We start from the raw sequence: 11,571 nt of genomic DNA, 5'->3' as shown, positions 1-11,571 counted from the left end.
GCATAAGACAAATTTATGAGCGTTTCATCATCTCAAAGAAATCGTCATTCGTCTTGGTCATCGCGAGCTTGTTAATGAGGAATTCCATTGCGTCGATTTCGCCCATTGGGTGAATGATTTTGCGCAGGATCCACATTTTCTGCAGCTCTTCCTGAGTGGTGAGCAGTTCTTCTTTACGCGTACCAGAACGGTTGTAGTCGATAGCCGGGAAGACGCGTTTTTCAGCGATCTTACGAGAGAGGTGCAGCTCCATGTTACCGGTGCCTTTAAACTCTTCGTAGATAACTTCGTCCATTTTTGAACCCGTATCGATGAGCGCCGTGGCGATGATGGTCAGGCTGCCGCCCTCTTCAACGTTACGCGCCGCACCGAAGAAGCGTTTCGGACGATGCAGTGCGTTAGCGTCCACACCACCGGTCAACACTTTACCAGAAGCCGGAACGACGGTGTTGTAAGCACGTGCCAGACGAGTAATAGAGTCAAGCAGAATGATAACGTCTTTCTTGTGCTCAACCAGACGTTTCGCCTTCTCGATCACCATTTCCGCAACCTGAACGTGACGAGATGCCGGTTCGTCAAAGGTAGAAGCGACAACTTCACCTTTAACCAGACGCTGCATCTCGGTTACTTCTTCCGGACGTTCGTCGATCAGCAGAACCATCAGCACACAATCCGGGTGGTTGTAAGCAATGCTCTGAGCAATATTCTGCAGCAGCATGGTTTTACCCGCTTTCGGCGGTGCCACAATCAGACCACGCTGACCACGACCGATTGGCGAAGCCAGATCCAGCACGCGAGCGGTCAAATCTTCAGTAGAACCGTTACCACGTTCCATACGCAGACGAGAGTTCGCGTGCAGCGGGGTCAAGTTCTCAAAGAGGATTTTATTGCGGGCGTTTTCAGGTTTATCGAAGTTAACTTCATTAACTTTCAGCAGCGCAAAATAGCGTTCACCTTCTTTCGGCGGGCGAATCTTACCAGAGATGGTATCACCAGTGCGGAGGTTGAAACGGCGGATTTGGCTGGGAGAAACGTAGATGTCATCAGGACCGGCGAGGTAGGAGCTGTCTGCGGAACGGAGGAAACCAAATCCATCCTGCAATATCTCCAGTACGCCATCACCAAAGATATCTTCGCCACTCTTTGCGTGCTGCTTCAGGATGGCAAAAATAATGTCCTGCTTACGCATACGAGCCAGATTTTCCAGCCCCATATTTTCGCCGAGAGTGATCAGCTCAGAAACCGGCGTATTCTTTAATTCGGTAAGATTCATAGTGGTGTGAGTTCTTAAACTTGGGGTAAATCTCGAACTTAATGTTGTGAATGGTATGGCAGGATCATCCATGCCTGTTTACGGTCATCGACTCATGTCTTTTCGCTGTCTGGTCACAGGAAAGTACGCAGAACTGAAACGACAAGACGGATTGAGTGACAAACCAGAAATCTGTTCACTTCGCATTAGATAAAAACGGGAAGTGTTGGATATTACAAGATTCAAACTTAATAAGGTAAGTTTAATACGAAGTCAACATTAAGTTAGCATGGCTCACGCCGGGCGTCCAGTTTTTAGCGACAGGGCACCCGAACATGACGTTCCCTTATGCCAGATTGGCGTCGAGGAACTCTTTCAACTGACCTTTAGACAGCGCGCCGACTTTCGTTGCCGCCACTTCGCCATTCTTGAACAGCAGCAGAGTCGGGATACCACGGATGCCATATTTCGGCGCAGTGCCAGGGTTTTGATCGATGTTCAGTTTTGCAACGGTCAGTTTGCCCTGATATTCGTCAGCGATTTCATCCAGAATCGGGGCGATCATTTTGCACGGACCGCACCACTCTGCCCAGAAATCGACGAGGATTGCCCCGTCCGCTTTGAGTACATCCGTGTCAAAACTGTCGTCAGTCAGGTGAATAATTTTATCGCTCATATATAACTCCACAGGAATAAGCCTGGCGTGTTGGTTTCGTTGTTGGTGTAACATTAACCAACTAAAGGTTGACTTTATTTCACCGGATACGCTTTCGTAAAGCAATAGTAAGCTGATATTCTATCACACTATGAGCAAAACACATTTAACAGAACAGAAGTTTTCCGACTTCGCCCTGCATCCGAAAGTTGTAGAAGCCCTTGAAAAAAAAGGGTTTCATAACTGTACGCCCATTCAGGCACTGGCTCTTCCGCTAACGCTGGAAGGTCGTGACGTAGCCGGGCAGGCGCAAACTGGTACCGGGAAAACGATGGCGTTTCTTACGTCTTCGTTTCATTACCTTCTCTCTCATCCCGCAATTGCCGATCGCAAGGTGAATCAACCGCGTGCCTTAATTATGGCACCGACGCGTGAACTTGCCGTGCAGATCCACGCCGACGCGGAGCCACTGGCACAAGCTACCGGACTGAAACTGGGGCTGGCTTACGGTGGCGATGGCTACGACAAACAGCTGAAAGTGCTGGAAAGCGGCGTTGACATCCTGATTGGCACCACGGGTCGTTTAATTGACTACGCCAAGCAGAACCACATTAACCTCGGTGCCATTCAAGTGGTGGTGCTGGATGAAGCCGATCGTATGTATGATCTGGGCTTTATTAAAGATATCCGCTGGCTGTTCCGCCGTATGCCGCCAGCGAACCAGCGCCTCAACATGCTGTTCTCCGCCACGCTTTCGTACCGTGTACGTGAACTGGCGTTCGAGCAGATGAATAACGCCGAATATATCGAAGTGGAACCGGAACAGAAAACGGGCCACCGTATTAAAGAAGAGCTTTTCTACCCTTCTAACGAAGAAAAGATGCGTTTGTTGCAAACGCTGATCGAAGAAGAGTGGCCAGACAGAGCGATTATTTTCGCCAACACCAAACACCGTTGTGAAGATATCTGGGGTCACCTGGCGGCAGATGGTCATCGTGTCGGTCTGTTGACGGGCGATGTGGCGCAAAAAAAACGCCTGCGTATTCTTGATGAATTTACCCGTGGCGATCTGGATATTCTGGTTGCTACCGACGTTGCTGCTCGTGGTCTGCATATTCCGGCAGTGACGCACGTCTTTAACTACGATTTGCCCGATGACTGTGAAGATTACGTTCACCGTATCGGTCGTACTGGCCGCGCAGGCGCAAGCGGTCACTCTATCAGCCTGGCGTGTGAAGAGTATGCATTGAATTTGCCTGCTATTGAGACCTATATTGGTCACTCAATTCCGGTAAGCAAATACAATCCAGACGCATTGATGACCGATCTGCCAAAACCGCTGCGCCTCACGCGCCCGCGCACAGGCAATGGTCCGCGTCGTACTGGCGCTCCACGTAATCGTCGTCGTTCAGGTTAAATAAATAATGTCATACTCAAAATCATTCAAACTGTATCAAGATGGCAAGAGAATGAATCCCGATGCGCTTACTGTAGTAAGTGATTTGGGTGAAAGAATGCAGCCAACGCAGAGACAGATTGAAGGATGAAGAGTATGGGTTCCACCTCGTCGCTATATGCAGCTATTGATCTCGGTTCAAATAGTTTCCATATGCTGGTAGTGCGCGAGGTGGCTGGAAGCATCCAGACGCTGACGCGAATTAAACGTAAAGTGCGTCTGGCTGCTGGCCTGAACAACGAAAATGCCCTGTCTAATGAAGCAATGGAGCGCGGCTGGCAATGTTTGCGCCTGTTTGCTGAACGTCTGCAAGATATCCCACCATCGCAAATTCGCGTTGTCGCTACGGCGACGTTACGACTTGCCGTCAATGCCGGTGATTTTATTGCTAAAGCGCAGGAAATCCTCGGTTGTCCGGTACAGGTGATCAGCGGTGAAGAAGAAGCTCGCCTGATTTATCAGGGTGTTGCTCATACCACCGGCGGAGCCGATCAGCGCCTGGTCGTGGATATTGGCGGCGCCAGCACTGAACTGGTAACCGGCACGGGTGCACAAACCACCTCGTTGTTCAGCCTGTCGATGGGCTGCGTCACCTGGCTGGAACGCTATTTTGCCGATCGTAATCTGGGGCAGGAAAATTTTGATGCTGCAGAAAAAGCGGCACGCGAAGTGTTACGTCCGGTTGCCGATGAATTGCGGTATCACGGCTGGAAAGTGTGCGTTGGCGCTTCCGGCACCGTGCAAGCATTACAGGAAATCATGATGGCGCAGGGAATGGATGAGCGCATTACCCTTGCGAAGTTGCAGCAACTGAAACAGCGCGCTATTCATTGCGGTCGGCTGGAGGAGCTGGAGATTGAAGGGTTAACGCTGGAGCGCGCATTAGTATTCCCGAGTGGTCTGGCGATCCTGATAGCCATTTTTACCGAGCTGAATATTCAGTGTATGACGCTGGCTGGCGGTGCTCTACGTGAAGGCCTGGTCTACGGCATGTTGCATCTGGCGGTTGAGCAGGATATTCGCAGTCGTACACTGCGTAATATTCAGCGCCGCTTTATGATTGATATTGATCAGGCGCAGCGCGTGGTCAACGTTGCCGCTAACTTGTTTGATCAGGTAGAAAAAGAGTGGCATCTTGAAGCGATTAGCCGCGATTTGCTAATCAGCGCCTGTCAACTTCATGAAATTGGCCTGAGCGTTGATTTCAAACAAGCGCCGCAACATGCCGCTTATCTGGTGCGTAATCTGGATCTTCCCGGTTTTACGCCTGCGCAGAAAAAGCTGCTGGCGACGCTATTGCTCAACCAGACGAATCCTGTCGATCTCTCATCGTTGCATCAACAAAATGCCGTACCGCCGCGCGTTGCGGAACAACTCTGCCGTTTACTGCGCCTGGCAATCATTTTTGCCAGCCGTCGCCGTGATGATTTAGTGCCGGAGATTACATTACAAGCCAACCATGAACAGTTGACCCTGACGCTGCCGCAAGGTTGGCTGGCTCAGCACCCGCTGGGTAAAGAAATTATCGATCAGGAAACTGAGTGGCAGAGCTATGTCCACTGGCCGCTGGAAGTGCTTTAACGTGTAATGTGCCGGATGCGATGCTGACGCATCTTATCCGACAATAATTCCGCTTTCCGGTGCCGTGATCATCTAATCCAACCAGCCCCAGGCAAGACGAATGGCTATTTGCCTCGTTTTGCTGCCATCATCGCTTTCAGATTCGCCAGATGGCTTTGCCCTTTCTGCATCCGTTCTTCGGCGCTTACCACTTTGCGCTCTTGTTCCCAAATCAGATCATCCTGCGGTAATTCCAGCAGAAAGCGACTCGGTTCCGGACGTACCAGTTCACCGTACTGACGACGCTCTTTACACAGCGTAAAGGTCAACTCTTTCTGAGCGCGGGTGATGCCGACATAGGCCAGCCGCCGCTCTTCATCGATATTATCCTCGTCGATGCTGCTTTGGTGCGGCAAAAATCCCTCTTCCATACCGACCATGTAAACATAGGGAAACTCCAGCCCTTTCGACGCGTGCAGAGTCATCAGTTGCACCTGATCAAGCTCTTCGTCACTCTCGCCACGCTCCATCATGTCGCGCAGAGTAAAGCGCGTCACCACCTGGGTGAGCGTCATCGGCTCATCCAGTTCGCTACCTTCCAGCATCTCCGTCATCCAGCTAAATAACTGGTTAACGTTCTTCATGCGCATTTCGGCGGCTTTCGGGCTGGGTGACGTTTCGTATAACCAGGATTCATAATCCATCCCGTGGATCAGATCGCGCACTGCGGCGATAGGCTCCCACTCCGCCAGTCGCTGGATTTCCGCCAGCCAGTGAGTAAATCGGGTCAACGCTTCATAACCACGTCCACTCAGTGTCTGACTCAACCCCATATCAAAGCTGGCGGTAAACATACTTTTATTACGCGTCATCGCCCACTCGCCCAGCTTTTTCAGCGTCGCCGGGCCAATCTCTCGCTTCGGCGTGTTAACGATACGCAGGAACGCACTATCATCGTCCGGATTAGTCAGTACACGCAGATAAGCCAGCAAATCCTTGATTTCAGGGCGGGAGAAGAATGAAGTACCGCCGGATATTTTGTACGGGATGCGGTTTTGCATCAGGAATTTTTCAAACACCCGCGACTGATGGTTGCCGCGATAGAGAATGGCGTAATCTTTGTACTGTGTTTTGTTGACGAAGTGATGCGCAATCAGCTCGCCGGTAACGCGCTCGGCTTCATGTTCTTCGTTATTCGCGCTTAAAACTTTTAGTTCCGCGCCGTAGCCAAGTTCGGAGAACAGACGCTTTTCAAATACGTGCGGGTTATTGGCGATGAGAATGTTGGCCGCTTTCAAAATACGCCCGGAAGAGCGGTAATTCTGCTCAAGCTTAATCACCTTCAACGTTGGGAAATCCTGGCTCAATAGCACCAGGTTTTGCGGACGGGCACCGCGCCAGGAGTAGATCGACTGGTCATCGTCACCCACCACAGTAAAGCGTGCACGGCCACCCACCAGCAGTTTCACCAGTTCATACTGGCTGGTGTTGGTGTCCTGATACTCATCCACCAGCAGGTAGCGAATCTTGTTTTGCCAGCGTTCGCGTACTTCCTCATTGCGTTGCAGCAGCAACGTCGGCAATAAAATCAGATCGTCGAAGTCGAGAACATTGCACGCTTTCAGGTGCGCATCATACAGCCCATAACAATGGGCAAAAATGCGATCCCGCTCGCCTTTTGCCTCTGCCGCCGCCTGCGCAGGAGTTTTGAGATCGTTCTTCCAGTTAGAGATGGTTGAGATCAGCTGTTGCAGCAGAACTTTGTCATCTTCAATCAGTCCTTCGGTCAGCTCTTTGAGCAAAGCCAGCTGATCGGTATCGTCAAACAGCGAAAAGTTCGCTTTCATCCCCAACGCCGCATACTCGCGTTTGATGATATCCAGCCCCAGTGTGTGGAAAGTGGAGATCATCAGCCCACGCGCCTCTTTGCGCCCCAGCGTCTGCCCGACACGCTCTTTCATCTCGCGCGCCGCCTTATTGGTAAAGGTCACCGCCGCGATATGTCGCGCCTGATAACCGCAGCCACGGATCAGATGGGCGATTTTATTAGTGATAACACGAGTCTTGCCGGAACCCGCGCCCGCCAGCACCAGGCAGGGGCCGGTAACGAATTCGACAGCTTGTTGTTGGCCGGGGTTTAGACGCATAGAAAAATCGCTCAATGAAAGTCGGGAGGGGAAAATAACAGCGTGGTAGTATAGCCAGCCTCATCCTTACCACTCAAGGCACGATCATGGCAAAAACAGCAGCAGCACTGCATATCCTTGTAAAAGAAGAGAAACTGGCTCTGGAACTTCTGGAGCAGATCAAGAACGGCGCCGATTTCGGCAAGCTGGCGAAGAAACACTCCATTTGCCCGTCAGGCAAACGCGGTGGTGATTTAGGTGAATTCCGCCAGGGTCAGATGGTTCCGGCGTTCGATAAAGTGGTTTTCTCTTGTCCGGTGCTGGAGCCGACTGGCCCGCTGCATACCCAGTTCGGGTATCACATTATTAAGGTGCTGTACCGTAACTAACAGCAAGGCCTTCTCCGGGAGAAGGCCTTGAGTGTTTTCTCCCTTTCCCACAGGGAGAGGGCATCAGCGCACACTTAACCCGCAACAGCAATACGTTTCATATCCGTCATATAACCGCGCAGTTTCTTACCAACCTGCTCAATCGCATGGCTGCGAATCGCATCATTTACATCACGCAGTTGCGCGTTATCTACCGCCCCTTCCGGAATAGCTTTACCCAGATCGCCAGGCTGCAGCTCCGCCATAAACGGTTTCAGCAGCGGTACACAAGCGTAAGAGAACAGATAGTTACCGTACTCAGCGGTATCGGAAATAACCACGTTCATTTCGTACAGTCGCTTACGGGCGATGGTGTTGGCAATCAACGGCAGCTCGTGCAGTGATTCATAGTAAGCCGACTCTTCGATGATGCCAGAATCAACCATGGTTTCGAAAGCCAGCTCAACGCCCGCTTTCACCATCGCGATCATCAGCACGCCTTTATCGAAGTACTCCTGCTCGCCGATTTTACCTTCATACTGCGGTGCGGTTTCGAACGCGGTTTTGCCGGTCTCTTCACGCCAGGTCAGCAGTTTCTTATCGTCATTGGCCCAGTCTGCCATCATGCCGGAGGAGAATTCGCCGGAGATGATGTCGTCCATATGTTTCTGGAACAGCGGCGCTATGATCTCTTTCAGTTGTTCTGACAGCGCATAAGCACGCAGTTTCGCCGGGTTAGAGAGCCTGTCCATCATCAGGGTGATGCCGCCCTGTTTCAGGGCTTCGGTGATGGTTTCCCAACCGAACTGAATCAGTTTTTCTGCATATGCCGGATCAGTGCCTTCTTCTACCAGCTTGTCGAAGCACAGCAGAGAACCAGCCTGCAACATACCGCACAGGATAGTTTGTTCACCCATCAGGTCTGATTTAACTTCCGCAACGAAAGAGGATTCCAGAACGCCGGCACGATGACCGCCGGTTGCTGCCGCCCAGGCTTTAGCAATCGCCATGCCTTCACCTTTCGGATCGTTTTCCGGGTGAACGGCGATCAGCGTCGGTACGCCGAATCCACGTTTGTACTCTTCACGCACTTCGGTGCCAGGACATTTCGGCGCAACCATCACTACGGTGATGTCTTTACGGATCTGCTCGCCCACTTCTACGATATTGAAACCGTGAGAGTAACCCAGCGCCGCGCCATCTTTCATCAGCGGCTGAACAGAACGCACTACGTCGGAGTGCTGTTTGTCTGGCGTCAGGTTAACGACAAGATCCGCCTGCGGGATCAGCTCTTCGTAAGTGCCTACTTTAAAACCGTTTTCGGTCGCTTTACGCCAGGACGCTCGCTTTTCGGCAATCGCTTCTTTTCGCAGGGCATAGGAGATATCCAGACCAGAATCACGCATGTTCAGACCCTGGTTGAGACCCTGCGCGCCACAACCGACGATGACCACTTTTTTACCCTGAAGGTAGCTCGCGCCGTCAGCGAATTCGTCGCGCCCCATAAAGCGACATTTACCCAACTGTGCCAGCTGCTGGCGCAGATTCAGTGTATTGAAGTAGTTAGCCATGGTGATTCCTCGTGATGTTGTGCTTCTTATTGTTCGGTTCGCTGTTGAGCGAGAATGTCACCACATTACAACAGGAAATTTATTGCGGAAATTGATATATTCACAACGTCACATTGCAATTTCTGCAACGTCATAACCAAGGGTTAAGCCTGTGGATTTACGCGACCTGAAAATGTTTTTGCATCTGGCGGAAAGCCGCCATTTTGGCCGTAGCGCACGGGCGATGCACGTTAGCCCATCCACGCTCTCACGACAGATTCAGCGGCTGGAAGAAGATATCGGCCAACCGCTTTTTGTACGCGATAACCGCACGGTAACGCTGACGGAAGCGGGCGAAGAGCTGCGCGTTTTCGCCCAGCAAACTCTGTTGCAGTATCAGCAATTGCGCCACACCATCGACCAGCAAGGGCCGTCGCTCTCTGGAGAATTACATATCTTCTGCTCGGTGACCGCCGCTTACAGTCATCTTCCACCGATTCTTGATCGCTTCCGCGCGGAACACCCGTCGGTGGAGATTAAACTCACTACCGGTGATGCGGCGGATGCAATGGAAAAAGTGGTTACCGGAGAAGCGGATCTGGCGATAGCCGGTAAGCCAGAGACTCTGCCAGGTGCGGTGGCATTTTCGATGCTGGAGAATCTGGCGGTGGTGCTGATCGCGCCTGCGCTGCCCTGCCCGGTGCGTAATCAGGTATCAGTCGAAAAGCCCGACTGGTCAACGGTGCCGTTTATCATGGCCGATCAAGGGCCGGTACGCCGCCGCATTGAGTTGTGGTTTCGACGTAACAAAATCAGTAACCCGGTGATTTACGCCACGGTTGGTGGGCATGAAGCGATGGTATCAATGGTGGCGCTTGGCTGTGGCGTGGCGCTGCTGCCAGAAGTGGTGCTGGATAATAGCCCTGAACCAGTACGTAACCGCGTGATGATTCTTGATCGCAGTGATGAGAAAACGCCGTTTGAGCTGGGCGTTTGTGCGCAGAAAAAGCGGCTACATGAGCCGCTGATTGAAGCGTTCTGGAAGATTTTGCCGAACCATTAACCCGCCAAAAAGAACCTGAACGCCGGGTTATTAGTTTCGTCGTGGCAATCGTAGCCCAGCTCATTCAGCCGGGTTTCGAAATCCGGTTCATGGTCACCAAGCTCGAACGCCGCCAGTACGCGCCCGTAGTCAGTACCGTGGCTGCGATAGTGGAACAGCGAGATGTTCCAGTGCGTACCCAGCGTGTTGAGGAAGCGCAGCAGCGCGCCCGGCGATTCCGGGAATTCGAAACTGTAGAGGCGCTCCTGCAACGGATGCGATGGACGCCCGCCGACCATATAGCGCACATGCAGCTTCGCCATTTCGTCGTCGGAGAGATCAACCACGCTGTAGCCGCCGTCGTTAAGCATCTGCAAAATTTCTTTGCGCTCTTCGAGGCCGCGACTTAAGCGCACGCCGACAAAAATGCAGGCGTTTTTCGCATCAGCAAAACGGTAGTTGAACTCGGTGACCGAACGCCCGCCAAGCAACTGGCAGAACTTCAGAAAGCTGCCCTTCTCTTCCGGGATAGTCACCGCCAGCAACGCTTCACGTTGTTCGCCCAGTTCGCAACGTTCCGAGACGTAGCGCAGACCATGGAAGTTCACGTTGGCACCAGAAAGAATATGCGCCAGTCGTTCACCACGAATGTTGTGCTGGGCGATATATTTTTTCATTCCCGCCAGAGCCAGTGCGCCAGAGGGTTCCGCCACTGCGCGCACATCTTCGAACAGATCTTTCATCGCTGCGCAGATGGCATCGCTATCGACAGTGATGATGTCGTCGAGGTACTCCCGACACAGGCGGAAAGTCTCATCGCCGATGCGTTTTACCGCAACACCTTCAGCAAACAGCCCCACGCGCGGCAGATCTACGGGATGACCGGCATCCAGCGCCGCTTTCAGACAGGCGGAATCTTCTGCTTCTACAGCGATAACTTTGATTTGCGGCATCAGTTGTTTGATCAGTACCGCTACGCCTGCCGCCAGGCCACCGCCACCAACCGGCACAAATACGCGGTCGAGATGGGCGTCCTGCTGGAGCAGTTCCAGCGCCAGTGTGCCCTGCCCGGCGATCACCATCGGATGATCGAACGGCGGCACCCAGGTGAAGCCCTGCTGCTGAGACAATTCAATCGCTTTCGCTTTTGCTTCGTCAAAGTTCGCGCCGTGAAGCAGCACCTCACCGCCGAAGCCGCGCACCGCGTCGACTTTGATGTCGGCGGTAGCAGTTGGCATGACGATCAGCGCCTTCACACCTAACCGAGCGGAGGAAAACGCGACACCTTGCGCATGGTTACCCGCCGAGGCGGTGATCACACCGTGCGCTTTCTGTTCTTCCGTCAGACCTGCCATCATGGCGTATGCGCCGCGCAGCTTGAAGCTGTGCACTGGCTGGCGGTCTTCGCGCTTCACCAGTATCACGTTATCAAGACGCGACGACAGTTTTTCCATTTTCTGTAGCGGCGTGACCTGTGCCGCTTCATAGACCGGCGCACGTAGCACCGCTCTTAAATATTCGGCACCTTCAGGGGCACCGGACAGGGGTTGCGAGTCAGCCAT

10 protein-coding genes are annotated in these 11,571 nt (G+C 52.6%); 4 read left to right on the top strand and 6 right to left on the bottom strand.

Annotated features, from left to right (window positions below):
• Positions 1–13 precede the first annotated feature (13 nt).
• The 3 genes from rho to trxA form a co-directional block, all read right to left on the bottom strand.
• Positions 14–1,273, bottom strand: coding sequence for a transcription termination factor Rho (gene rho, locus WES_RS20630; protein ID WP_001054527.1), 1,260 nt, complete (start codon positions 1,271–1,273; stop codon positions 14–16).
• A gap of 84 nt (positions 1,274–1,357) precedes the next feature.
• Positions 1,358–1,459 (bottom strand): rho operon leader peptide RhoL, encoded by a 102-nt coding sequence (gene rhoL / locus WES_RS0120745; protein ID WP_010345119.1) that lies wholly within the window; start codon positions 1,457–1,459, stop codon positions 1,358–1,360.
• A 139-nt stretch (positions 1,460–1,598) separates the two neighbouring features.
• Positions 1,599–1,928, bottom strand: coding sequence for a thioredoxin TrxA (gene trxA, locus WES_RS20635; protein ID WP_001280776.1), 330 nt, complete (start codon positions 1,926–1,928; stop codon positions 1,599–1,601).
• Between the two features lie 130 nt (positions 1,929–2,058).
• Here trxA and rhlB point away from each other — a divergent pair, with 130 nt between their 5' ends.
• Positions 2,059–3,324, top strand: coding sequence for an ATP-dependent RNA helicase RhlB (rhlB, locus tag WES_RS20640; protein ID WP_000047511.1), 1,266 nt, complete (start codon positions 2,059–2,061; stop codon positions 3,322–3,324).
• 135 nt (positions 3,325–3,459) lie between these two features.
• Positions 3,460–4,944, top strand: a complete 1,485-nt coding sequence (gppA, locus tag WES_RS20645; protein ID WP_016158852.1) for a guanosine-5'-triphosphate,3'-diphosphate diphosphatase — start codon at positions 3,460–3,462, stop codon at positions 4,942–4,944.
• 104 nt (positions 4,945–5,048) lie between these two features.
• On the opposite strand, the gene rep is transcribed toward gppA, so the two are convergent.
• A complete protein-coding gene (gene rep / locus WES_RS20650; RefSeq protein WP_016158851.1) occupies positions 5,049–7,070 on the bottom strand; it encodes a DNA helicase Rep in 2,022 nt (673 codons plus the stop codon).
• 86 nt (positions 7,071–7,156) lie between these two features.
• Here rep and ppiC point away from each other — a divergent pair, with 86 nt between their 5' ends.
• Positions 7,157–7,438: a peptidylprolyl isomerase PpiC gene (gene ppiC / locus WES_RS20655; RefSeq protein ID WP_001140258.1), complete on the top strand. Its 282-nt coding sequence runs from the start codon at positions 7,157–7,159 to the stop codon at positions 7,436–7,438.
• 74 nt (positions 7,439–7,512) lie between these two features.
• Here the strand turns inward: ppiC and ilvC are convergent, their stop codons facing one another.
• On the bottom strand, positions 7,513–8,988 hold the full coding sequence (ilvC, locus tag WES_RS20660; RefSeq protein ID WP_016158850.1) for a ketol-acid reductoisomerase: 1,476 nt from the start codon (positions 8,986–8,988) through the stop codon (positions 7,513–7,515).
• A 151-nt stretch (positions 8,989–9,139) separates the two neighbouring features.
• Here ilvC and ilvY point away from each other — a divergent pair, with 151 nt between their 5' ends.
• Complete coding sequence (gene ilvY / locus WES_RS20665; protein ID WP_016158849.1) at positions 9,140–10,030, top strand: HTH-type transcriptional activator IlvY; 891 nt, start codon at positions 9,140–9,142, stop codon at positions 10,028–10,030.
• On the opposite strand, the gene ilvA is transcribed toward ilvY, so the two are convergent.
• Positions 10,027–11,571: a threonine ammonia-lyase, biosynthetic gene (ilvA, locus tag WES_RS20670; protein WP_000785603.1), complete on the bottom strand. Its 1,545-nt coding sequence runs from the start codon at positions 11,569–11,571 to the stop codon at positions 10,027–10,029. The two genes, ilvY and ilvA, sit on opposite strands and share 4 nt — an antisense overlap.

Origin of the sequence: Escherichia sp. KTE31, from assembly GCF_000407925.1 — a bacterium.
GTDB classification, from domain to species: Bacteria; Pseudomonadota; Gammaproteobacteria; order Enterobacterales; family Enterobacteriaceae; genus Escherichia; species Escherichia ruysiae.
The sequence above is the reverse complement of the archived record's forward strand: the minus strand, read 5'-3'. Positions and strand labels throughout refer to the sequence as shown.

What these genes read in the sequence shown, in the direction of transcription:
- rep (WP_016158851.1), bottom strand. Translation starts at nt 7,070, where the DNA reads ATGCGTCTAAACCCCGGCCAACAACAAGCTGTCGAATTCGTTACCGGC.
- gppA (WP_016158852.1), top strand. Translation starts at nt 3,460, where the DNA reads ATGGGTTCCACCTCGTCGCTATATGCAGCTATTGATCTCGGTTCAAAT.
- rhoL (WP_010345119.1), bottom strand. Translation starts at nt 1,459, where the DNA reads ATGCGAAGTGAACAGATTTCTGGTTTGTCACTCAATCCGTCTTGTCGT.
- trxA (WP_001280776.1), bottom strand. Translation starts at nt 1,928, where the DNA reads ATGAGCGATAAAATTATTCACCTGACTGACGACAGTTTTGACACGGAT.
- rhlB (WP_000047511.1), top strand. Translation starts at nt 2,059, where the DNA reads ATGAGCAAAACACATTTAACAGAACAGAAGTTTTCCGACTTCGCCCTG.
- rho (WP_001054527.1), bottom strand. Translation starts at nt 1,273, where the DNA reads ATGAATCTTACCGAATTAAAGAATACGCCGGTTTCTGAGCTGATCACT.
- ppiC (WP_001140258.1), top strand. Translation starts at nt 7,157, where the DNA reads ATGGCAAAAACAGCAGCAGCACTGCATATCCTTGTAAAAGAAGAGAAA.
- ilvA (WP_000785603.1), bottom strand. Translation starts at nt 11,571, where the DNA reads ATGGCTGACTCGCAACCCCTGTCCGGTGCCCCTGAAGGTGCCGAATAT.
- ilvC (WP_016158850.1), bottom strand. Translation starts at nt 8,988, where the DNA reads ATGGCTAACTACTTCAATACACTGAATCTGCGCCAGCAGCTGGCACAG.